This is a genomic window from Paenibacillus psychroresistens (genome assembly GCF_009728935.1).
In the GTDB taxonomy this organism is placed as follows: Bacteria; Bacillota; Bacilli; order Paenibacillales; family NBRC-103111; genus Paenibacillus_AC; species Paenibacillus_AC psychroresistens.
Window position 1 is genome coordinate 1,693,025 of the sequence record NZ_CP034235.1, and the last position, 22,542, is coordinate 1,715,566.

At 42.4% G+C, this 22,542-nt stretch carries 21 protein-coding genes; 17 read left to right on the plus strand and 4 right to left on the minus strand.

The window, feature by feature from the left end:
* Positions 1-199 precede the first annotated feature (199 nt).
* Positions 200-859 carry a Crp/Fnr family transcriptional regulator gene (locus tag EHS13_RS07665; protein ID WP_155699768.1) on the minus strand — a complete coding sequence of 220 codons (660 nt, stop codon included), beginning with the start codon at positions 857-859 and terminating at the stop codon, positions 200-202.
* Positions 860-976: 117 nt separating this feature from the next.
* Entirely contained in the window at positions 977-1,210 is a 234-nt protein-coding gene (locus EHS13_RS07670; protein ID WP_155699769.1) for a hypothetical protein, read from the minus strand.
* A gap of 189 nt (positions 1,211-1,399) precedes the next feature.
* Here EHS13_RS07670 and EHS13_RS07675 point away from each other — a divergent pair, with 189 nt between their 5' ends.
* The 8 genes from EHS13_RS07675 (at position 1,400) to EHS13_RS07710 (ending at position 9,868) form a co-directional block, all read left to right on the plus strand.
* A complete protein-coding gene (locus tag EHS13_RS07675; protein WP_155699770.1) occupies positions 1,400-2,185 on the plus strand; it encodes an SDR family oxidoreductase in 786 nt (261 codons plus the stop codon).
* Between the two features lie 26 nt (positions 2,186-2,211).
* Positions 2,212-2,853, plus strand: coding sequence for a DUF421 domain-containing protein (locus tag EHS13_RS07680; RefSeq protein ID WP_155699771.1), 642 nt, complete (start codon positions 2,212-2,214; stop codon positions 2,851-2,853).
* A 190-nt stretch (positions 2,854-3,043) separates the two neighbouring features.
* Complete coding sequence (locus EHS13_RS07685; protein ID WP_227013833.1) at positions 3,044-3,712, plus strand: RraA family protein; 669 nt, start codon at positions 3,044-3,046, stop codon at positions 3,710-3,712.
* Between the two features lie 11 nt (positions 3,713-3,723).
* Complete coding sequence (locus tag EHS13_RS07690; protein ID WP_155699772.1) at positions 3,724-4,752, plus strand: zinc-dependent alcohol dehydrogenase; 1,029 nt, start codon at positions 3,724-3,726, stop codon at positions 4,750-4,752.
* Positions 4,753-4,786: 34 nt separating this feature from the next.
* Positions 4,787-5,533, plus strand: a complete 747-nt coding sequence (locus EHS13_RS07695; protein WP_155699773.1) for a PIG-L deacetylase family protein — start codon at positions 4,787-4,789, stop codon at positions 5,531-5,533.
* 3 nt (positions 5,534-5,536) lie between these two features.
* Positions 5,537-6,694, plus strand: a complete 1,158-nt coding sequence (locus EHS13_RS07700) for a mandelate racemase/muconate lactonizing enzyme family protein (protein WP_155699774.1) — start codon at positions 5,537-5,539, stop codon at positions 6,692-6,694.
* A 21-nt stretch (positions 6,695-6,715) separates the two neighbouring features.
* Positions 6,716-7,558, plus strand: coding sequence for an amidohydrolase family protein (locus tag EHS13_RS07705; RefSeq protein ID WP_155705262.1), 843 nt, complete (start codon positions 6,716-6,718; stop codon positions 7,556-7,558).
* A gap of 186 nt (positions 7,559-7,744) precedes the next feature.
* Positions 7,745-9,868 (plus strand): DUF4082 domain-containing protein, encoded by a 2,124-nt coding sequence (locus EHS13_RS07710; RefSeq protein WP_155699775.1) that lies wholly within the window; start codon positions 7,745-7,747, stop codon positions 9,866-9,868.
* Between the two features lie 77 nt (positions 9,869-9,945).
* Here EHS13_RS07710 and EHS13_RS07715 read toward each other — a convergent pair whose 3' ends face one another.
* Together EHS13_RS07715 and EHS13_RS07720 are read right to left on the minus strand one after the other, a co-directional pair.
* On the minus strand, positions 9,946-11,544 hold the full coding sequence (locus EHS13_RS07715) for a response regulator (protein WP_155699776.1): 1,599 nt from the start codon (positions 11,542-11,544) through the stop codon (positions 9,946-9,948).
* Between the two features lie 2 nt (positions 11,545-11,546).
* Positions 11,547-13,361, minus strand: a complete 1,815-nt coding sequence (locus tag EHS13_RS07720; RefSeq protein ID WP_162462996.1) for a cache domain-containing sensor histidine kinase — start codon at positions 13,359-13,361, stop codon at positions 11,547-11,549.
* A 278-nt stretch (positions 13,362-13,639) separates the two neighbouring features.
* Between EHS13_RS07720 and EHS13_RS07725 the strand changes: the two genes are divergently transcribed.
* The 9 genes from EHS13_RS07725 to EHS13_RS07765 all read left to right on the plus strand — a co-directional run bounded on the left by EHS13_RS07725 (position 13,640) and on the right by EHS13_RS07765 (position 22,452).
* Positions 13,640-15,001 carry an ABC transporter substrate-binding protein gene (locus EHS13_RS07725; RefSeq protein ID WP_155699778.1) on the plus strand — a complete coding sequence of 454 codons (1,362 nt, stop codon included), beginning with the start codon at positions 13,640-13,642 and terminating at the stop codon, positions 14,999-15,001.
* Between the two features lie 83 nt (positions 15,002-15,084).
* A complete protein-coding gene (locus EHS13_RS07730; protein WP_155699779.1) occupies positions 15,085-15,984 on the plus strand; it encodes a carbohydrate ABC transporter permease in 900 nt (299 codons plus the stop codon).
* Between the two features lies 1 nt (position 15,985).
* Positions 15,986-16,828: a carbohydrate ABC transporter permease gene (locus EHS13_RS07735; RefSeq protein ID WP_155699780.1), complete on the plus strand. Its 843-nt coding sequence runs from the start codon at positions 15,986-15,988 to the stop codon at positions 16,826-16,828.
* 123 nt (positions 16,829-16,951) lie between these two features.
* The gene (locus EHS13_RS07740) at positions 16,952-17,113 is read left to right on the plus strand and encodes a DUF1328 domain-containing protein (protein WP_155705263.1); all 162 of its coding nucleotides are present in this window, start codon (positions 16,952-16,954) and stop codon (positions 17,111-17,113) included.
* 87 nt (positions 17,114-17,200) lie between these two features.
* Positions 17,201-17,902 carry a hypothetical protein gene (locus tag EHS13_RS07745; RefSeq protein ID WP_155699781.1) on the plus strand — a complete coding sequence of 234 codons (702 nt, stop codon included), beginning with the start codon at positions 17,201-17,203 and terminating at the stop codon, positions 17,900-17,902.
* A 68-nt stretch (positions 17,903-17,970) separates the two neighbouring features.
* Complete coding sequence (locus EHS13_RS07750) at positions 17,971-19,158, plus strand: glucose-1-phosphate adenylyltransferase (RefSeq protein WP_155699782.1); 1,188 nt, start codon at positions 17,971-17,973, stop codon at positions 19,156-19,158.
* Positions 19,155-20,705 (plus strand): phospholipase D-like domain-containing protein, encoded by a 1,551-nt coding sequence (locus tag EHS13_RS07755; protein ID WP_155699783.1) that lies wholly within the window; start codon positions 19,155-19,157, stop codon positions 20,703-20,705. The genes EHS13_RS07750 and EHS13_RS07755 overlap by 4 nt, the downstream gene beginning before the upstream one ends.
* Before the next feature lie 77 nt (positions 20,706-20,782).
* Positions 20,783-20,935 carry a hypothetical protein gene (locus EHS13_RS07760; protein ID WP_155699784.1) on the plus strand — a complete coding sequence of 51 codons (153 nt, stop codon included), beginning with the start codon at positions 20,783-20,785 and terminating at the stop codon, positions 20,933-20,935.
* A gap of 53 nt (positions 20,936-20,988) precedes the next feature.
* Positions 20,989-22,452 carry an alpha-amylase gene (locus tag EHS13_RS07765; RefSeq protein ID WP_155699785.1) on the plus strand — a complete coding sequence of 488 codons (1,464 nt, stop codon included), beginning with the start codon at positions 20,989-20,991 and terminating at the stop codon, positions 22,450-22,452.
* The last annotated feature ends 90 nt before the right edge of the window (positions 22,453-22,542 follow it).

Sequence of the window (22,542 nt, forward strand, 5' to 3'; positions counted from 1 at the left end):
CCTGATTTTCGTTATTTATCAGGCAAATCAATCACAAGTCGCTCAATAAAGAAAATTTGGCGTTAGTAACGAAATAGATTCGCTAATAACGCCAAACTTTCGTAAATGACTCCAATAGGGTGATGTATCGAGAATGGTAGCGAAAAAGAGGTATCTAATAACGAAAAGATTTTCTTAAAGGGTGCTGATCTACAAGTCATCACTTCAATTTAGTTAAGTCCAGTACATATTGATTATTCAGAACTTTTAATATATCTTTGCTTTGCAGCTCGCTGAACACCTCAAAAAGCAAAGTTTTGGTGACGCCAGCGAATTGAGCCATTTCATCGTAATCTAGATTTACTTTAATGGTAAAGGTATCTTTATTTCGTCTCCCATGGGTTTTTGCCAAGGTAACTAAATTTTTTAGAATTCGCTGTTTGGCATCCAAGTAAGTAAGGTCATGAACCTGACGATTCGTTTCTCTTAATCTAGTACTTAGCTGTTTAATAATGTTTAGTGTAATCTCGAAGTTAGTGCGCAGCAGGTTATTGAAGTTTTTTCCCGTCAAGGCAATCAATCTGGTTTCTTCGATGGTTTGGGCTGTTGCGGAACGCGGCTTGCCATCCAATAATGAAATTTCTCCAAAGCTATCATTTCGGGTAAGGATGGATAGTATTTTGTCTTCACCGTTAATATTTGATGTATAAATTTTAATTGCTCCAAAAACAACTACATAGAAAACAGTACCCGTATCATTTTCATGAAAAAGTATCTTGCCAGCTGGATAAGTACTCATGGTACATTCTTCAGCAATTCGCTCCAAATGAACGCTAGTTAAATCTGCGAACAAGGAGGTCATTCGAAGGTATTCAATCATTTTTATGCTCCCATCTTAGGTAGGATTAATCTCGATCCACGCTTGAAGCTGTTCACTCGTTAAGTCTATTTGTGCTTTTTGAATCATATAGTCGATGTCTAGGTTTTTTTGATCAGCTCAATCGCACTCATAATACCACTCCTGCTTATTCAGCATAATGACTTTACCAGATGCAACTGCACGTTCCCACTTTAATACGGCTAATTTGTTTAATATTTGAATTTCATCTGGGTCTCGGGGTCTGGTTCTTATCTGTCGCTGCTCGTTTTTTTGCTGTAAAATAACTCGTTCTGCTTCAGTTTTATTAAGCTGGATGATTTGATCCAAATCGCTTAAATTCATTTCCTTCATCACGTTCCACCGCCTATTTAAGATGTTAAACGCGGGTAATCTAAGTCTGTTAAGGAATATTATACTATAAGGAGCAAGCTATAGATAACTCAACTGATTTTTGATAATTCCACGACCTTGTTTTAAATAACTCGGATAAGGTTAAAAAGGCATGATACCTACATATTATTAGTTAAAGGAGGCATATAAATGGAATCTTTAAACGGTAAAGTAGCTTTGGTGACGGGCGGTGGCTCTGGAATTGGGAAGGCAGCAGCTTTGCTCTTGGCTCAATATGGGGTGAAAGTAGCTGTTCTAAATCGGCATGTAGCGGATGCAGAGGAAGTACAAGCTGAAATTGTCCGCAAAGGCGGAGAGGCAATGGCACTGAAGGCAGATATCTCTAATCCGGCAGAAATGGAAAAAGCTGTGCAGGATCTTGTAAAAAGATATGGCCGTTTAGACATAGTAATTGCCAATGCCGGTGTAAATGGTGTGTTGAATGCGATTGAGAGTATGGAAGTAGAAGATTGGAAAGCAACGATGGATATCAACTTGACGGGGACATTTCTGACCTTGAAGCATACAATCCCTCATCTCAAAAAACAAGGTGGAAGTGTGGTTATTACCAGCTCGGTAAATGGCAATCGCATTTTTTCTAATTTTGGTTTTAGTGCATATAGCACGACGAAGGCGGGGCAGGTCGCATTTATGAAAATGGCGGCGCTTGAGCTTGCAGCCTATGGCATCCGTGTGAATGCTATTTGTCCAGGTGCAATTGAGACGAATATTCAGAAAAACACCGATAGAAAATCGGAAGTCGATGAAATTGAAATTCCAGTGGAATTTCCTGAAGGTGACAAACCATTAGAGAAGAAGCCAGGATCTCCTGCACAAGTAGCTCAATTATTAGCTTTTCTCGCATCTGATCTATCCAATCACATTACGGGAACAGAAATATATATAGACGGAGCGGAGTCACTAATCCGCGGGTAGCTTTAGCAAAAAAGAGGAGAAACTTTATGTTCACGATGATTCTTATCAAACTACTAATTGGCTTTGTTGGGCTTTGGATGATTGCTCTGGTATTGGGCCGTAATGAGATTGGTCAGCTTACCCCGCTCGATTTTTTCAGCTCGATTATGTTGAGTGAGATTGTCGGCAATACGCTTTACGATGATCAAGTGAAATTCACCCATTTAATTTATGCGCTTGCCATTTGGGCGATTCTTGCCTATAGCATGGAGAAGCTGACGATTCGCTCGGCTAAGGTGCTGCAAATAACGGAAGGTAGAGCTAGTCTTCTGGTGGATGAAGGAATAGTTAATCAACAATTGCTGCGGGCGAGTTCATTGAATTTCAAAGATCTGACAACGATGATGCGGGAAAGAGACGTTTTTAGCTTTCATGTTGTAGAGACGGTGATTTACGAAACCAATGGTTCGATTAGCGTGATCAAAAAGCCTGGTTTTGAGAATGTTCAGATTCTTTCTATCCCTGTTATTGATGACGGGGAGATTCTCACAGAGGCATTTCGTGGTCGCAAGATAAGTGAGGCCCTCATTAGAGAGCTAGCCGAAAAACAAGGCTTTATGGATGTTAAGCAAATCGCATATGCCGAGCTCAAAGGTAGTGATGATTTATGGATCATTCCGCTAAATTAATTAATGATGAATCTGCCGACCAACTGGAAGCCTTCCACTCTGAGTTATTTACAGAGGAGGAAGGCTTTATTTTTTATTAAGATCACTGAATATTCTAAACTACTTCTGAATTTTCTAGACTTACGGGTCAAAATTGCCTGTGCTATATTGAAGCAGAACCCATTGATCTTATAGGAGGAATGTAACAATCATGCTATTTGCAAATGACAATGAGCTTTTTGAGCTTATGCAAAAACAATTATACGCGGCGGTAATTTGTGACAGTCTCGATGAATTGGGCTATCGCAATCAAGCAATGAGCGAGCATATTCGTCCGCTCGAGGTTGGCAAACAAATTGTAGTAGGACGTGCGAAAACGATCTTAGCTGTAGATGTCTACCATATTCAAGATAATCCTTATGAGAAAGAGATTGAGGCACTTGATAGTGTAAAGCCAGGCGAGGTAGTTATTGCGGCAACCAATCAATCGACGAGAAACGGGATGTGGGGAGAACTGCTTTCCACCGCTTGCAAGATGAGAGGGGCCAGGGGAGCTATTGTCGATGGCTTGATCCGGGATACAGGCAAGATTATTGAATTAGGCTTTCCCGTTTATTGTACAGGTTTTAAGCCGGTTGATTCCAAGGGCAGAGGGATCGTGATCGATTATGATATTCCAGTTGAAGCAGGTGGCGTGTTGGTTTACCCGGGAGATGTTATTTTTGCGGATCGGGATGGTGTTGCTGTAATTCCTAATGCTGTGCTGGAAAAAGTAGTTGAGATGGCCATAGCTAAAGTAACCGGGGAGAATAATTCCCGCAGAGAGCTGATGGATGGCAAATTATTGCGTGATGTCTATGAAAAATACGGAGTTCTTTAAGGAGAATTCATATGGGTAGCACTATGAGAGCTTTAGTCTGGAAGGAATTGAATCGGGTAGAGCAAGAGTCATACTGGCCTACTCCTGATCTTAAAAATCAAGAAATTCGAGTAAAGATAAAAGCAGCAGGAATCTGTATAACAGACATCCATATGATTACGGGCAAGCTGGATTTTGCCAAACCTCCGTGGATTCTAGGCCATGAAATGTCCGGTATTATTGAACAAATCGGCAAGGATGTGACGGGCTGGGAGGTAGGGGAGCGGGTCATAATTGATCCAGTCGTTAGCTGCGGCAGCTGTCGGTATTGTTTGATCGGGCGAAAGAATATGTGTGCGCAAGGCGGCGAGCTAGGAACCACTTATGGATCAGGTGGTTATGGAGAGCTGGTTACGGTGAAGCCAAGCAATCTGTACCGCTTGCCTGATGAGCTGAGCTTTGCCGAAGGTGCAATGATGGAGCCGTTGAATTGTACGTTAGGTGCCATTGATCGTGTTCGCAATATGGTGGGAAGTCATGTCGCTGTCTTCGGTGCAGGTCCGGCAGGGCTTTTATTTATTCAGCTGGCTAAAGCTTATGGTGCGTTAACAGTGACTTTAATTGATATCCGTGATGAACCTTTAGCATTGGGCTTGCAGTTAGGTGCTGATTACGTAGTTAATAGCTCTCGAACAGCATTAATCGATTATTTCGCAGGTAAGGAAATCGATGTTGTGGTAGAGGCCTCTGGAAGTGTGCAAGCTGTCAAAGCTTGTATGGAGGTTGTGGCTCCAAGCGGGACGGTTGTTTTATATGGTCTGAATGGTTCGGATCAGCCATCGATTCCATCCGATCATATTGTTGCCAAGGATTTAACAATTGTCACCTGTACATCAGCCCCGTTGCTATGGGATAAAGGCATCCGTTTGGTGCAAGGCGGTAAGGTGAATGTAAAAGCAATCGTGACGCGGCAAATCAATTTTGAAAGCGCTGAGACTGTGATTAATGAACTAGTTGAAGGAAAAAACAGCTCGACCAAAACTGTGATGATTTATAGCTGATAAGAAAAGAATTCGATTGGAGGATGGGTATTCAATGAATATTCTTGCTATAGGAGCACACCCCGATGATATTGAGATCCAATGCGCGGGAACGTTAGCGATGTATGTGATGCAAGGGCATCAGGTATTCATGGCGGTTGCCACCAACGGAAACATGGGGAATTATGATACTTTACCGGATGAGCTGGCGAGAATTCGTGAATCCGAGTTTCGCGAAGCCTGCGAGGTTATTGGGGCGACACCGATTTGGATGGGCTATCCGGATGAATTGCTGGAAAACACGATTCAAAATCGGCTTGTTTTTGTCGATATGATGCGCAGCGTGAACCCGGATTTGGTCATTACCCATGGAGCCAATGACTATCATCCCGATCATCGGATCACCTATCAATTAGTTTGGGATGCGCTGCCGCTTACAAGTATTGCTCATATCCATACCGAACATCCACCAACGAACCGTCAGGTTACGCTTTATCTAATGGATAACACAGGGGGAATCGACTTCCTGCCAACAGAGTTTGTCGATATAACGGAAACGATCGAGATTAAAAAAGCTGCGCTTGCCAAACATGCCAGTCAGTTGCATATTTTTATGGATCTGATGGAAGTCGACTTATTGGATGTTGTGGATACGGTAGGTAAATTTCGCGGTTATCAGGCAGGGTGCAAGTATGCAGAAGGCTTTACGAAGGTGGAAGCCTGGTATCGCGGATTATCCAAGCGGCTGCTTCCGGAGAGTGGGATTGCCTCTACCTTTGATTATAAAACAAGGAGTAATTAAACGATGAAAATTACAGCGATCGAAATGTCGATTCTGACAAGTCCCTTTGAATATGGCATGGCTTCAGAAGCTTCCGATTCCCGTGGTCCTAAATATGCATTCATTCTCAAGGTTCATACGGATGAAGGGATTACCGGCATCGCGGATTGCGATTCCCATCCTCACATCATGAAAGCGTTCATTGAAGCTCCAAGCTATTTGCACGCATTCTCCGAAGGCTTGAAGTATGCGGTGATTGGTGAAAACCCGTTTGAGTATGACAAAATATGGACCAAAATGTATCAATCCTCCTTCTATCAAGGTCGGAGAGGGGCTGCGATCCATGCAATGAGTGCGATCGATATTGCGATCTGGGACATTATTGGTAAAGCGACGGGACAGCCTGTATGCGTTATGCTTGGAGGCAGAAATCACGAGAAGATAAAAGCTTATGCAAGTACGTTATTCCGCAATACACCTGAAGAAATGATCGATGCTGCACAGAAATATCGTTCACTTGGGTTTAAAGCGGTTAAATTCGGTTGGGGGGCTGTGACAGAAGATCCATCGAGAGTCGTGCCACTAGTCGAAGCTATTCGTAAGGGTATAGGCAATGATATGGATATTCTAGTCGATGGCATGTGGACTTCAGATGTAAAATTAGCGATTCAGTTAGTCAAGGAATTAGGTAATTTTAATGTGTTTTTTGTGGAAGAGCCCTTGAAATCGGATAATCTGGAAGGCTATAAGAAGCTGGCTAATGCGGTTGATGTGCGAATTGCTTGTGGTGAACAGCTTGCGGGCTTATATGAATATAAACAGCTGTTGATCGAAGGCGATGTGGATATTATTCAGCCGGATGTATCGCGTGCGGGTGGCTTAACTGAGGTAAGAAAGCTGGTTACGATGGTCGAACAAGCAGGCAAGCTGCTCATCCCCCATGCCTGGACTTCGGATATATTAACGGCTGCTTCCTTGCATTTAAATTCGTATCAGAAAAATCCGGTGTTTCAGGAATTTTGCACCAATGATACTCCGCTTAGCCGCGAGCTTGTGATCAATCCGCTGGTTTTGGATTCGGATGGCTATGTGCATGTTCCAACTGCTCCGGGATTAGGGGTGGAATTAAACGAGGAAGTGATTCGCAAATATACGACAGATCATCTTATTGTGACAAATTAGCTGGGAAGGGTCGTGAATCCGATGGTTTTTGATTGTCATACCCATTTATTTGGGCCTGGACATGTAGGTGGAAGCTTTCTAGCTGATGCCAAGCGGGCATGGGGTGAAGCATATGAATTAATCGCTACACCTGAACGGCATTGGGAAGAGCTTAAGCAAGTGGATGGAGCAATTGTTCTGGCTTTTAATTGCCCGGCTACGGGAATTATTGTTCCCAACGAATATGTTGCTGAGCATGTGAACAATCATCGCGAGCATTTATTTGGCTTTGCCAGTGTGAATCCGCATGATGCTGATGCACCTCAGCAGCTTGAATACGCCGTTAAAGAGCTTGGGCTGGTTGGCTTGAAGCTAGCGCCGATTTATCAGAATTTCTATCCGGATCGAGCTGAGTATTTTCCGCTATATGCGAAGGCGAATGAGCTGGATATCCCTATTCTCTGGCATCAAGGGACATCATTCGTCTCGGAAGGGTTTCTTGATGCTTCCCGACCTGCGATGCTGGACCCGATTGCCCGAACCTTTCCTGATTTGAAAATGGTGATTGCCCATCTGGGCCATCCTTGGCATGGGGAATGTGTCTCCGTTATTCGCAAGCATCCCAATGTGTATGCGGATTTGTCTGCCCTTGGGGCACGCCCTTGGCAATTCTATAATGCAATGATGAATGTGATTGAATACAGGGTTCCCGAAAAGGTTCTGTTCGGCTCGGATTTCCCTTTCTTTACTGCACATCAAACGATGGAATCTTTGCGCAATATTAATGCCTTGGTGGAAGGTACCAAGCTTCCGCGCATTCCAGAGGAAGCAATAGAAGCGATTATCCATCGGAATACAATAGAAATCTTGCAGCTAATTAAATAATTTGGAGGTGGTAAAGCTCACAATTCAATGGACCCATAAAGGGTTCATTTTCAGAATATCAGAAAGTATATAATTCTATACTTTCCGCAGATATTCCTTGGCAAACGCATCCCGTCCAAAAGGACGGCGTAGCCGTTTACCCATGCATAATTCACCGAAATTCATTTGAATAATGGAGGAGATTTGATGAGGACAAAGGTATTGGATTCGAGAATGCTCACCGTATTGATGTTTACCTTTTTACTGTTGGCCATTTTGATGGTTATCAAGCCAACTGCTGCTCACGCCTTGGATGTGAATGTGAGAAATGCTCCGTATAATGCTACGGGAAATGGGACGACAAATGATAGTGCTGCGATTCAATCTGCTATCGATGCGGTAACAGCTTCTGGCGGCGGGACGGTAAATCTTCCAACAGGTTATACGTTCCTTTCAGGAGATATTACACTCAAAAACAATGTTACCTTGAACTTAAACGGCACAGCGATTCTCAAGCAAAGCCAAACGCTTGCCCATTTCGCTCATACTCATCATCAAGGTCGGCTTGTTGGGGGAGCGATTCCCTTTAATGCTTGGGCGGACCACGACTATCCACTGATTTTTGCTGGTTCGGGGACGCATGACATTACAATAACAGGTACTGGTAAAATCCAAATGACGACAAATGGAGGCGATTCAACAAGTATTTTAATCCACGCCATTGGCTTTTTCGAGGTCAACAATTTCACCATTTCCAATATCACTATCTCGGGTGCATCCATGTACAACATGGCCATTCGACAATCGACCAATGGTCTGATCAGCGGGGTGACGACGAATACACCTACTGGTTTGAACGCAGATGGGGTCAGTTTGGCGAACTGCCAGAACATTCGGGTAACCAATAACAACCTGACAACTGGGGACGATGGCATTTATGTTTGGGCTTCCTATAATGATCCAAGAGGAGGCGCAGGCATTTGGTGGTCAACTGCTAATCCGATTCCGACCAAGAATATTGAAGTGGATCATAATACGGTTGTGGATACTTGTGTAGGAGGCTGCAATGGGTTCGTATTCATTAACTGGACAGGTGGCGCTCCCGATCAATCGCAGGTAGAAATAAGCAATGTGAATGTTCATGATAATTCATTTACAGCGACACGGCCGATAGGTGCGCTTACCTCGGACGTTTATGTTTCGGGTCCAGCGACACCTACTAAATCGATCACCTTCAAGAATAACATATTAATCCCTGTTCCTAGCTCAGGAGCCAAAGTACATTCCAGTTTTCTTTCCATGCCGCGAACCGATTTCTCGGGAGATTCTCCGGATTTCACTGGGATTAACAGCAATCCAGCTTTAGTGAATACGAACTTTGACTCTGCTGGTTTGCCGAGTACGACGTATAAAGGCGTTACTTACTGGTCGCAGCAGGGAGCGGCAGGTGCAAGCAATACAGCTGTTGGCCAGCCTGGCGGTTATTGGGGCTATATCCAATCCTTTAATCTAGGATATGCTGGTTTATACCAAGGGGTATATTTGACACCTGGAACGTATACTTTCTCTGCTTCCGTTCAAAGCAGCGGGGTTCCGATTCGGATGTTTGCGATTCAATCCTCCACTTTATCTGTTCTGCAAAGCTCTACCTTCAGCAACACAAGCTGGGCAAGCAAGTCGATCACCTTTACAGTCGCAACAGCGGGCAATATCCGAGTGGGTATCGATAGTACGGGAAGTGGTACACTATCGACTTCATTTGGCAGAATGGATTCAGCCTCATTGACTAGCGGAGGAGGTACTCCAACGCCAACTCCTACACCAACGCCAACACCGAGTCCAACACCAACTCCTGCACCTGGCACTCGCACGATAATGACTACCCAGACGCCAAGCGGTTATGGTACGGATACTCAATATGAATTGGGCACCAAGTTTAAAACCAATGTGAATGGGACGATTTCCAAAGTAAGGATTTATACCAATGCTACTGAAGGTGGCGTTCATACCGTGCGGATCTGGAAAGTATCCACGGGAACGGTCGTTTCAGGACCGTTTACTTGGACCATAACCTCAGGAACGGTAGGGTGGAAGGATTTCACACTGCCCACAGCATTTAGTGCACTAGCGAATACCGACTACATTATCGCCGTTTCAACGAGCACGGACAATCAGTATGCCGCATCGTCCAGTGGGTTTAGCAGCGCCATTAATAATGTGACGTTGTTCACCTATGTGGGAAGTGGAACTTTTACCACGACCTTGGGGACGATGCCGACCTCAACCTTTAACAACAGCAACTATTTCAGGGATGTATACTTCACAAACTAGCGGTTAAAATGCAGAAAAATCCTATATCGGCTGCGGGTTCAGATGCAGACGTATATAGGATTTTTTCTTGTTGAGCCTCAAGCCTGTATGCTCTCTCTATACTGAGTTGGTGTCATACCCGTATACTTTTTAAAAATTTGATAGAAATATTTTTCATTGGAATAGCCAACCTTAAAAGCAACTTCATAGCTTTTGGCGTGAATATCCTTCAGCTGTTCACATGCTTTCTCGATGCGGATTTTGTTCAAATAGTCAATAAAATTAGTACCAACTGTTTTTTTGAATAGCAGACAGAAATAGCCAGGATTGATATAGATACTATTAGCCACTTTATCCAAATTCAGATCCTTGTCATAATTTTCTGCGATATATTTCAAAGAGGATTCAATGATCTTATTGCTGCTTTTACGGTTAAGGGTTTGCTCCAGAAAGGAGTGAGTGATGAGTCCGATTTTTTCCTTGATTTGCTCCAAGGTGCCAAGCTTCAATATGTTATCAATGGAGGATAGACCCTGTCCAAAAATATCATCGGTTTTCATATTCATCTCTACCCCAATATGATAGAGAGACAAACACAACATGAGGCAGGACTTCAGCATGTGATCCTTGGAGGAGGTATCCCGGCTGATTGTCGTGAAGAATAGTTCAAGCCGGCTGCTTAGCTCCAAGGCATTCCCTGTTTTCAGACTGCTTAGTACATTTTTCTCCGCTTGAATCGGGTAGATAAACTCCTCAACCTCCTCGTAGGTCATATCTTCAAAGTGGATGAGGGAATCCGTTCCGAGCAGAAAACGAGCATCGATTGATTTAACAGCTTCCATATAGGAACGGTGAATGTGACTGAAATCGTCATAAATTCTGCCAACACCTACAGAAACAGTGAAGCCTAGCAATCGCTTTATGCTTGCTTTTATTTGATCAAGCAGTCGATTATAACGATCTGGATCTCCATCAACCGCAGCCAAAATAATGAAATCATTCTTATGCTCAAAAACCTCGCAGCAGTAAGCGGCTTCGATGATTTCATTAATAATCTTCTTAACGGCAATCTTGATTAATTCAACCTCTTTGTTCTCTAGGGTATCTTTAAGCACCAAATGATCGTCAATCTGGATGATAGCTACATTAATTGGCCCTGTTGGGTCAATAGCAAGCTTAAAAACCTCAAAGTTTTCAACCAAATGCTGATTCGTATTTGCCTCATTATGGATCAACTTAACAAGGAACTTTTCCTTGAGGAACGGTAAATTTTCGGTGAATTTAAGCTGTAAGGATTCGTACATTTCTTTTCTAGACTGTTGATCTTGCAGCTCGGACTTAACTTTTAAGATCGTATCCAGAATCTCTTCCGGCATGCATGGCTTAAGGAGATAGGCTGAAGCTCCGAATTTCATTGCTTGCTGGGCATAAGAGAAATCATCGTAACCACTTAAAAAAATAAATTTAAGTGGAATCTGAGCGGCATAAACGGCTTCAATTACCTGCAGCCCATTCATTAATGGCATTCTAATATCCATCAAGAGGATATCGGGTTTCAGCTCATGAATCAGCTCCAGTGCTTGATTGCCATCCTCAGCCTCGCCGCAAACCTCGATGCCATTAGAAAGCCAATCAATGGTAAGCCTAATGCCATCTCTAACTACTTCTTCATCATCTACAATTAGCAGCTTGATCATTGTTAGCCCTCCATTAATGAATTTTCTGCAGCGGGTACATAAATCTCCACTCGGGTGCCTTTGCCGGGTTTACTAAAAAAGTTCAAGCTATATTTGTCATTGTAAATCAGCTTAAGCCTCTCATTTACGTTTTTAACCGAATATCCGCCTCGCAGTACAGAATGATCAATTGGACCCACAGGAGTTGAGTTAAAAACATTATGAATCGCTTCCTCACTCATGCCAACTCCGTCATCTTCAATGATGAAACAAATTTGCTCCTGCTGCTTCACGCCTGTAATCATAATGCTCCCGCCAGCTTTCTGATTCTCAAGTCCGTGCAGCACAGCATTCTCAACAAAAGGCTGAAGGATGAGCTTGGGAATCAGACATTGCAGGATGTCTTCATCCAAGCGTATTTCGTAGGTAAGCTTGCTTTTGAAGCGAACTTTGAGCAGAAGCAGATAATGCTCAATTAACTCTTTCTCGTGTGCAACCATGGTTAAGCTCTGACCACGATTTAAGCTTAGGCGGAAAAATCTCGAGAGCGAGTAAATCATCGAGCTTAATTCCTTATCGCCTGAAAGCTGAGCTTTCCAAGAAATAATATCTAAGGTGTTATAGAGGAAATGTGGATTAATTTGCGCTTGCAGAGCAGTTAATTCAGCATCGCGCTCTTGAATCTGCAAGACGTAGACCTCATTAATTAAATCCTTAATATTGGATACCATCTTATTGTAGCCTCTGCCTAATTGCCCAATTTCATCGCTGCTCGTAATCTCAACACTCTCGTCAAAATGACCCTCCTGAAATCTCTTCATGGAAGCAAGCAGCTTTTTAATAGGTGCCGTGAGCAGCGATGAAATCAGCAGCATGAAAGGCAGCAGTACAATAAGACAGCCTATAACAATGAATACAGTAATGGTTTTAATCGATTTTGATTCTTGAGTTAAGGTACTCAAAGGCACCGCATAAAAAATTTTCCAGCCAACGTAATTGCTGCTGCTGTAGGTGATTAGCAGCTTTTTGCCGGCAATCGTATCGACGATGCTGCCTTCACTGCCCACGCTTTTCAGAGATGCCTCTGCGATAAATCCATCATTCTTATACTTATCCGAGGTAGCTTCTACACCATCTTGTGAGATAACATTCCCATCATCATCCATAATGACGATTCTTCCTGAACTGGTTTGCAGATTGCTCGAGTATATTTTACGTATGTATTCTTCATTGACACTCATGATCAGCAGCCCGATATTCTGATAATTATCGAGATCACGGACCATCCTGGCCATGACGATTTTGGGATGCTTATTGTTTTCAATAAGCTGCTGGGTTTGATCCTGAAGCACGAACCAGAGCGGTTTGCCTTTTAATGCTAATATTTGCTTGTACAGATTGCTTCTCTCAAAAGTGGAAAAAGGATAAACACCCGAGCTGCCGTCATTAGCACCGATATAAGGAACGAACTTGTCGTCCAAGCCATAGAGGATCGTAAAGTTATTGTAGCTCTTGTTTGCGATAAGACCCATTGTATAGGAAAGTGAATTATCAATATAGAGCGAGCCTTCTTTGCGCTTTAAGTAAGATTGAACAATATTGTTTAAGCCCACTTGGATGGAGGTGTCATCGACTTCATGCTGCAGAAAATTAATATTGCTGTTGATTTCCCGGACGATGCCGAGATTAGCTACACTTACTTTGTTAATCAGGTTTATTTCGGACATTCGATAAGAATAGTAGCCCATGATTGTGGTAACGAGAATAATAGCGCTATAAATAGAAAGGATAATTTTTGACTTAATACTGAGGGTCGAGAGGAAACTTCGTTTGGGCATCGACATCGCTCCCTATAGGAATGTAGCTTAACCATAGCACAACTTTGTCCGTTTGGTTGATTATTTTGGCGGAGTCTAGCAACGTGTGAATATTCTGAACTACTTATGAATTTTCTGGACTTACTAGTAAAAAACACCTATGTTATATTCAAAGTAAGCTAATCGCACATTTAATTATCTTAATTATTCAGAGAGGAGCGCTATCGATCAGGGTTGATTAGGGAAGATTTAATGGGGTTTTCTTTCTAGGAATAACTAATAATTAGGGGGACTGTCAAGTGAAATTATTTACTAACAAAATGATTCCATTAGCACTAACAGTAGTAATGTTTGGCGGATTACTAGCAGGCTGCTCCAAATCAACCGAAACTCCTGCAGCATCCACAGCCAGCTCGACGGCTCCAACTACAGCTCCTACTGAGGCAGCAACTGATGCTCCTGCTACTCCAGCTCCTGATGAGAAGATAACGCTGACCGTAGCTATGCAAAGCTCGGATTGGTCGGATGCAGCGCAACAAATGATGGATAAGTTTACGGAACTCCACCCTAATATCAAAATTGACTTTTCCCAAATACCTAATGATACGAGTGCTGAATACTTACAGCCCAAAGCGGCAGCAAACAGCTTGCCTGATCTTTTCACCATTGATGGTGGAGATTTCGGATCCCAGCTGGCAGAGAACGGCTTGATTGCTGATTTAACTAATACGGATGCAGGAAAAGATGTAGTTGATGGATTGAAAGGTGTATTCACTTCGAAGTCGGGCAAGCTGTTTGGCATAGCGGGCGGTCTTTCAACATCACTCATTTACTATAACAAGAAATTATTCGAGCAGGCGGGTATTACAACCATGCCGCAGAATTGGGAAGAGTTCCTGGCGGATTGCGAGATATTAAAAGGCAAAGGAATTACGCCTTTAACCGTTGCTGGCGGGGACGGCACGATCAATAATACGATATGGAGCACAGGCTTCGCGGATAGCGTTATTTCCAAAGATCCTGAAGCAGTCAAGAAAATTACTGCAGGTACTTTTGATTTCAATACACCCGAATATGCGGATGTATTCACCAAAGCTAAGACGCTTTATGACAAGGGCTATCTGGTTAAAGGTGTTGTCAGCTTGATGTATGGCCAGTCCAATGATTTGTTTATGCAGGGGAAGGCAGCTATGTCATTCAGCGGTATATGGCTTGCTGGAACAATGATGAAATCCGATTTTGGAACAGGCGTTTTCATGGCTCCTTGGAATATGAAGGATCAGGCAAAGGTGCCGATTTTGGCTACTGAAACAGGCTTCGGGGTTGCAGAAGGCAAGCATAAGGATGCTGCGATCCAATTGCTTAACTTCATGACTATGGGCGAGGGCTATTACATTTACCAGAACAAGAAGGGCAACATCCCGATGATGAAAGCAACAGATGAATCCAAAATTAAGATCGATCCTTTAATCTCGACTTATATTAAAGATTCACAAGCTTCACCGGTAACAGGTCCATTATGGTTTGAGTTCCTGCCATCCGAAGTACAATCCAAGCTGGTACAGACATTCCAGCGGGTATTTACCGGAGAATTAACACCAGATGCAGCAGCCAAGTTTACAGATGATACGTACAAAGAAGCGATAAAGAACAAAAAATAAGTAAGGTCGCTCAACCTCGTATAAGCAGATTAATTCCCTTATACGGGGTTGAGTTTCTTTTAAATGATGAGGTGACCTAAGCTATGGAAAGAACTTGGTATGCCAGAAATCGCAAAACGATTACAGGTACTGCTTTTGCAGCACCGGCTTTCTTGGTTATCTTAGTGTTCTATGTTTACCCGGCTTTAATGTCGTTCAGGTTCAGCTTTACCGATTGGAATGGAATCAATTTAAAGATTAACTATGTAGGCTTTGATAACTTTATTTATGTTATTAAGTCACCCGAGTTTAAGCAGCTAATTAAAAACACGCTATTTCTGATCATCTTATATGTGCCGATTCTTAATATCATTTCTTTATTGTTTGCTGTCATCGTCTACGATATTGGAAAGCTGGCTACCTTTTACAAGGTTGTGCTGTATTTACCGAATATTTTGTCGATGGTTGTGGTAGGCGTCATTTGGCGAGTCATCTATAATCCTGTTTTTGGACCCTTGCAATATGTTTTGACCCAAATGGGGCTTGAATCGCTTGTACAGGACTGGCTGGGTCAAGTTTCTACCGTAATGCCTGCATTGAGTATTAGCATCATTTGGTATGCCGTTGGATTCTATATGATGATCTACTTAGGCGGTTTAAGCACCATTCCAACTGAAATCTATGAATCTGCAAGTATGGACGGCGTTAATAAGCTTCAGAAGCTGGTCTATATTACGCTGCCATTGTTAGCTCCTTCTATTACGATAAATGTGGTAATTTCCACGATTGGGATTCTGACGATTTTTGATTTGCCTTTTGTGTTGACGAATGGGGGACCTGGATTTGCCTCCCAGACGATGGCGATTGACGTTTATATCTTCGCTTTCAGAAGTATGCAGCAAGGGCCAGCAATGGCTTTGGCCATTATTCTTACCCTAGTTACATTGCTATTTGTAGTTCTGCAATTGAAGTTCCTGCGCAGAAAGGAGATTACAGAATCTTAATATGAAATCGATGCGACAAACGATAAAGCTAAATGCCCTTTCATCAAATGGATTCATGATGATAGTCATGCTCTTATATTTGCTCCCTTTGTGGTATGCGATTAATAATGGCTTCAAACAAAAAGAGTTTATTTCCATCCATCCATTTACATTATCTGGTCAATCCTTCACTTTCGAGAATATTGCCCAGGCATTTAAACTGCTGCATTATCCAACGGCTTTGTTTAATAGTGCGTTCATTCTGGTGCTTTCTTGCGCGATGCTGGTCATCTTAGGCTCGCTGGCTGCTTATGGCATACTATTGCCTAATAATAAGCTAATGAACAATGTCTACACAGTCACTGTAGCTTTTATTTCCATCCCAGTGCAAATTGCGATCGTACCCATGGTCTTAGCATTGAAGCAATTCCATTTAATTAACACCTTTCTTGGAGTCGCCTTGCTCTATGCAGGAACGCTTCTGCCCTTTGTCATTTTCCTTTACGCTGGTTTTATGCGAACGATACCCAAAGAGCTTCCAGAATCGGCAACCATCGATGGAGCGAGTTCATTCAGAATCTACCTGCAGATCTACATGCCCTTATTAAAAACAATAACCGGTATTATCCTCATTCTACGTGGTGTTGGGATTTGGAATGACCTGTTGATTCCGCTCATTGTCATCTCGAAAAGCTCCATGTACCCGCTCACGCTTAATCTTTATGTCTTTGCAAATTCCAAAATTGGACAATGGGACATTGTCTTCGGCGGAACAGTGCTAGTTGGGCTTCCAATCACACTCTTTTTTATCGTCTTTCAGAAATCCTTCATTAAAGGCATCATGGCTGGGAGCGTTAAGGGGTGAAATTAGCACGGAAACCTGCAAACCAGACACCTGACTAAATTATCTAAAATATGATTCAAATCTTTTTCAGAGGGGTATATAAAAACAAGCAAGTCAAATACCCGAGAAGAGGATGTGAGTCATATGATAGGAGCAGCTATTTTATTTCTTATAATTGCACTAGTTGCAGGCGTTTTTGGATTCTTTGGAATCGTATCTGCCGCCGCCGGCATTGCTAAGATTTTATTCTTTGTCTTTATTGTCATGTTCATCATTTCACTTATTACTGGAAGACGAAGAGCATAGGCTTTGAAAAAATTAACAAACATACATTAGGGGAAAATGGAGCCAATCCATTTTTCCCTAATTTTGTTTTCGGAGGGGAATAGGATTATGAGCTTTCTGTTTATAGTGCTATATTTCATTTTCATTTTTCTAGTTTTGGAGATTGCAGTCGTTTTGCTGGTAAGTACAGGACTTGAAGTCGAGGTTGCGAGGTTTCAAGTGGTTTCTATGCTGACAGCAACCGGGTTTACTACCGATGAATCAGAGCTCATAGCTAGGCACCCGATTCGGCGCAAAATCTCGATTTTTCTAATTTTGTTTGGCGTTTTTTCATTAGCGGTTTTGATCTCATTCATTAGCGCGATTCTTATTAAAGATTTCCGCTTGCTGCAGCTTGTTGGGATCGCGGCTTTTTTTGCTATTGTTCTCCTTGTTGTTAAGAATAAAGCGGTGCAGAACCGATTAGCCCAGCGGTTTAAAAAACATCTGAAGAGTGAATACGAGCTTCACGAAATGCCTATCCAAGAAATCCTCTATATGGATGATCAAGATTGGATTGTGAACATTCAAATCTGTAAGGACTCCACATTCATTCATAGTAAAATAGCTAAACTTATTCTCCCAGATGAGGACATACAGGTATTGTACGTTCATCGCGGTCAAGCGAAAATTCGCAATGAGCTAAGCGATATACTTATTCAAGAGGGGGATATTTTACTGGTTTATGGGTTAAAGACAACAATTGAGGAGAAGTTTCAGCAAGAGCTCACATGTATGGTGGCTAGCTTGGAAAAGCAGAGAAAAAACTAATCAGGCTGTTTCAACCCTGGATAAAAGGTTTATATAAAAAAAGAATCATATTGAAGGGAACGATGAACATGAGGAAACGGCAAGAATGTGTTGCCATGCTTTTGGCAGGCGGAGAAGGCAAACGTCTAGGAGTGCTCACATCCAATATAGCAAAACCAGCTGTACATTTTGGTGGAGAGTTTCGGATAATTGACTTTACTCTAAGCAATTGCAAAAATTCAGGCATCCATACCATTGGTGTGATGACACAATATAAACCTGAAGCTCTACATAATCATATTGGCAACGGCTCCGATTGGGGCATGGATCATAAAGACAATGGCATTTCACTTCTCCCCTCAAGGGAGAATAACCTATATTCCGGAACGGCCAATGCAGTATTTCAGAACATGGCTTATCTTGATCAATTCGAACCAAGCTATGTTCTGATTATTTCAGGGGATCATATTTATAACATGGACTACCAAAAAATGCTTGAGCATCATAAACAAACAAATGCGGATGTAACCATTTCCGTCATGCCTGTTAGCTGGTCAGAAGCAAGTCGGTTTGGCATTATGACTACGGACGCTAATCATCGAATTACGCAATTTACAGAAAAGCCAATGCAACCAGAGAGTAATCTGGCTTCGATGGGCGTTTATATTTTTAGCTATCCTGCGCTAAAGGCTTACTTGTTAAATGACAGCATTGATCCGCAATCTGCTCATGATTTTGGCAGTAATATCATTCCTGAACTGCTTAAGGATCAAGCTTATTTAGTCGCCTATCCGTTTAGCGGATATTGGAAGGATGTCGGCACGATTGAAAGCTTGTGGGATGCTCATATGGATATGCTGGATGAGAGGTCAGAGCTGCAGCTTAATCAAGCAAAGTGGCCGATTTATTCAAAACCAACCAGCTATACCACCCCTTATAAAGCGCCAATTTCAAAAGTTTCTCAATCTGTTATTACAAATGGCTGCAAAATATATGGTGAAATTAACCACTCTGTTTTATTTACTGGGGTGAAAGTGGGCAAAGGTAGTCGGGTGAAGGATAGCGTGATTATGCCTAATGTGCGGATTGGGAGAAACGTTACCATCTACAAAGCAATTATTGGTGAAGGTGCTGTAATTGAGGATGGAGTGATAATCGGCTACCCAACAGGCGATGAAATTACGGTCATCGGAGAAAAAGCAATTATGGCTAACAAATTCGAAAAATCGACTAAAATGCTGCCGCAGTTTAACTTCAGGATGGGAGCTAGGTTATGATTATTGACTTAATGAATTACATTATGGCAAAAGGTCCGCTTGGTATGATTATGGATCACGAGGAACCTTTATCCTTATCAATTACAGCTCTTTCAAACGATGAGGCGGTTATGAACTACCGCCAAGCGCTTGGAGGAGTTTTCTCTTTAGAAGCCGAAGTACAGAACATGCCAGGGATGAATCGAGAGCTTATGCAAGCTATCACCCGGTTGGCTAATGATGTTAATCAAGAGAGACTTAGAGTATTAACGCCAAAGACAACCTTTCAGAATCAAGTGGATGCTTATTTGAATGGACCTGATTGCTTAACTATGATACTAGATGAAATTCAGAAGGCAGAGCATTATATTCATTTATCCGTGATGCTTTACTTTAATGATCTGGCAGGTAACTTAATTACTGCGGCACTTCTCCAAGCACTGGCGCGAGGTGTAGAAGTGAGAGTTATGGTGGATTACGGGGTTACAGAGTTTGGATATAGCAAAAAACCTGGTGTAGGTGATTTTTCTCATCTAGCTGATCAATTAAAAGCAGCAGGCGGGCAGGTTATCAATTGCTTTAATAGCTGCTACGAAAGCTTGGATTGGGAGAAGAAACGAGCGGAGCTACATTCACAAGGGGTTTCAGAAGGTGTCTTGTTTCTTCAGGATCTAGTCCAGGCTGCCGTTCATAATGATCTAGATGTAATCAATCATCGAAAATTTATCGTCATCGACGGAACAACTTCTATTATTGGAAGCTTGAATATCGGTGATCAGTATTTATATGACAATCCCGTTATTGTCCCTGGGGTCGATGACATTGAGAAAATAGAGTCCGCTGTCCCCTATGGCAAAGCTCAATGGCATGATGGCTGTTTCCGGATTCGTGGGGCATTTGCGCTGCCATTAAATCAATTATTTGCTTCACAATGGGTTATTCTAAGCGATGAGGTGTTTGATCCTGAGGATGCGTTTTATAGCCCTGCAATCGATCAATCCTGTGGTAATGAAGCCTGTACCTTATTAGTGAGCTTTCCTGGAAATCCTGTAAACACGATTCGCCATTATTATGCTGATTTAATTACTTATGCAGCCGGTGAAGTTATCATCAGTAATCCATACATGTTGGATCCTGAATTTTGGCAGGCACTGCAGGGTTTGAATGCAGCCCAGTCAAGTCGAATCACACTTTGCAATTCGATGATCATCAACGATCATCCGACGAATGAAGCTGCCGTGCGCTGCAATATGTATCAGCCTTTTGAGCAGGGAGTTGCCTTTTTTGACTACAGCAAGACCGGTAGATTCTCTCATTGGAAAGTGGCTTATGATAAAAATTCCAGCTGTGTGTTCCACGGATCGTATAACTTGAATATACGTAGTGCATGCCATGATTTTGAAGCTGGTGTGTTAGTGAGAGGGCAGGATTTTGCCGAGAAGGTTAGGGAGCTTCTGCAAGTCGATTTGAAGCTATCCGAGCGAGTTGTAGATGGAAACGTTTTTCATAAATATCCATGGATCCACCCAAGTAATTATTTTAACGAAATGACTCGCTATTTTACTTGATACCTGTTTCAATCTCCTGAAAATGGTTTATACCATTAATAATTAGGTCACCCAATTCGAGAAGGATGGTGTTCACAATGGAAGGTAAAGAAATGGAAAAGTTTATGGTATGGTTAGGGAATAATAAAAGAAGTAATGCAAAGCTGCACACGTTAGTAATGGACTTTCTTAAGATGGAGAAAAAAAGTGAAGATGAGCTAGTTGAGTGGGGAATAGTCAAAGCGCAATAATAGGACGGTATTACATAGAGATAAAGATTAACATTTAGGGGAGAGCGGCAGATATGGAACGAAATCATACGATGATGCAGTTTTTTGAATGGCATGTAGAATCAGACGGCAATCACTGGAATCGACTGAGAGAGCTAGCACCGGAATTGAAAAAAAGAGGTGTTGATGCGATCTGGATCCCCCCCGTAACAAAAGCGCAATCCGCCCAGGATACGGGGTATGGGGTCTATGATCATTATGATTTAGGTGAATTTGATCAAAAAGGCACGATTCGTACTAAGTATGGGACCAAACAACAACTGCAGGAAGCGATCCAAGCCTGTCAGGACAATGGTTTGGTTGTTTATGTGGATTTGGTGATGAATCATAAAGCAGGCGCCGATGAAACGGAGGTTTTTCAGGTTGTTGAGGTGGATCGTGAGGATCGGCTCAAGGTGCTTTCGGAGCCGTTCGATATTGAAGGCTGGACTAAGTTTACACACCCAGGTCGTGGTGATAAGTATTCCTCCTTTAAATGGAATTTTGGGCATTTTAATGGTACGGACTATGACGCAAAAACAAATAAAACGGGTATTTTTCGGATTGTTGGTGAGAATAAGGCTTGGAACGATCGGGTAGATGATGGGTTTGGTAATTATGATTATTTGATGTTCGCAAATTTGGATTATAATCATCCAGAAGTGATTCGGGAAATGCTAGACTGGGGTAAATGGTTGGCAGAAACTACACATTGCAATGGGTATCGTTTAGATGCCATTAAACATATCGATTATGATTTTGTACGGGAGTTCGTAGATCAGGTTAAAGCTGAGCGTGGGGATGAATTCTTCATCGTAGGCGAATATTGGAATTCAGATCCAGGTGCCTGCCAAGAATTTCTCGAAATAGTCGAGCATAAGCTTTCTTTGTTTGATGTCACGCTTCATTATCAAATGCATGCAGCTTCGCAAGTGGGCAAAGATTTTGATATGCAGACGATTTTTGATCATTCTTTAGTTAGCTCAAACCCACGCAATGCAGTTACTTTTGTCGATAATCACGATTCGCAGCCAAACGAAGCATTGGAATCATGGATTGACGATTGGTTTAAACAAATTGCTTATGCCCTTATTTTGTTGCGTGAAGGTGGCTACCCTTGTGTGTTTTATGGAGATTATTTTCAAATAGGTGGCGAAGAGGTCATTGAAGGAAAGAAAGAGGCGATAGATCCTTTACTGTATGCTCGTTACCATAAAGCCTATGGGGAGCAAGAGGACTATATCGATCATCCCCATATAATTGGCTGGGTTCGTCGTGGTGCTGAGGAGATCGAACGCTCAGGCTGTGCGGTGGTTATTTCCAACGATGAAGCTGGCGATAAGCGGATGTTTGTTGGAGCGCAGCGGGCAGGTGAGGTTTGGACGGACTTAACGAATACGAGAGATGAGCATATAGTAATTGAAGAGGATGGCTTCGCCGTCTTTCCGGTAAATGGTGGCAGTGTTTCTGTTTGGGCGTTACCTGAATTTGATTTGTGAAAAAAGGATGATGTGGAGGCTTATTCTTCTTTTTCATCCATCCCTTGCATAGGCTAAGAAAGTAGAAAAAACGCCTAAGCACGGGAGTGG

Excerpts from the sequence above, each read along its gene's own strand:
- EHS13_RS07665 (WP_155699768.1), bottom strand. The coding sequence starts at position 859 with ATGATTGAATACCTTCGAATGACCTCCTTGTTCGCAGATTTAACTAGC.
- EHS13_RS07670 (WP_155699769.1), bottom strand. The coding sequence starts at position 1,210 with ATGAAGGAAATGAATTTAAGCGATTTGGATCAAATCATCCAGCTTAAT.
- EHS13_RS07675 (WP_155699770.1), top strand. The coding sequence starts at position 1,400 with ATGGAATCTTTAAACGGTAAAGTAGCTTTGGTGACGGGCGGTGGCTCT.
- EHS13_RS07680 (WP_155699771.1), top strand. The coding sequence starts at position 2,212 with ATGTTCACGATGATTCTTATCAAACTACTAATTGGCTTTGTTGGGCTT.
- EHS13_RS07685 (WP_227013833.1), top strand. The coding sequence starts at position 3,044 with ATGCTATTTGCAAATGACAATGAGCTTTTTGAGCTTATGCAAAAACAA.
- EHS13_RS07690 (WP_155699772.1), top strand. The coding sequence starts at position 3,724 with ATGGGTAGCACTATGAGAGCTTTAGTCTGGAAGGAATTGAATCGGGTA.
- EHS13_RS07695 (WP_155699773.1), top strand. The coding sequence starts at position 4,787 with ATGAATATTCTTGCTATAGGAGCACACCCCGATGATATTGAGATCCAA.
- EHS13_RS07700 (WP_155699774.1), top strand. The coding sequence starts at position 5,537 with ATGAAAATTACAGCGATCGAAATGTCGATTCTGACAAGTCCCTTTGAA.
- EHS13_RS07705 (WP_155705262.1), top strand. The coding sequence starts at position 6,716 with ATGGTTTTTGATTGTCATACCCATTTATTTGGGCCTGGACATGTAGGT.
- EHS13_RS07710 (WP_155699775.1), top strand. The coding sequence starts at position 7,745 with ATGAGGACAAAGGTATTGGATTCGAGAATGCTCACCGTATTGATGTTT.
- EHS13_RS07715 (WP_155699776.1), bottom strand. The coding sequence starts at position 11,544 with ATGATCAAGCTGCTAATTGTAGATGATGAAGAAGTAGTTAGAGATGGC.
- EHS13_RS07720 (WP_162462996.1), bottom strand. The coding sequence starts at position 13,361 with ATGCCCAAACGAAGTTTCCTCTCGACCCTCAGTATTAAGTCAAAAATT.
- EHS13_RS07730 (WP_155699779.1), top strand. The coding sequence starts at position 15,085 with ATGGAAAGAACTTGGTATGCCAGAAATCGCAAAACGATTACAGGTACT.
- EHS13_RS07735 (WP_155699780.1), top strand. The coding sequence starts at position 15,986 with ATGAAATCGATGCGACAAACGATAAAGCTAAATGCCCTTTCATCAAAT.
- EHS13_RS07740 (WP_155705263.1), top strand. The coding sequence starts at position 16,952 with ATGATAGGAGCAGCTATTTTATTTCTTATAATTGCACTAGTTGCAGGC.
- EHS13_RS07745 (WP_155699781.1), top strand. The coding sequence starts at position 17,201 with ATGAGCTTTCTGTTTATAGTGCTATATTTCATTTTCATTTTTCTAGTT.
- EHS13_RS07750 (WP_155699782.1), top strand. The coding sequence starts at position 17,971 with ATGAGGAAACGGCAAGAATGTGTTGCCATGCTTTTGGCAGGCGGAGAA.
- EHS13_RS07755 (WP_155699783.1), top strand. The coding sequence starts at position 19,155 with ATGATTATTGACTTAATGAATTACATTATGGCAAAAGGTCCGCTTGGT.
- EHS13_RS07760 (WP_155699784.1), top strand. The coding sequence starts at position 20,783 with ATGGAAGGTAAAGAAATGGAAAAGTTTATGGTATGGTTAGGGAATAAT.
- EHS13_RS07765 (WP_155699785.1), top strand. The coding sequence starts at position 20,989 with ATGGAACGAAATCATACGATGATGCAGTTTTTTGAATGGCATGTAGAA.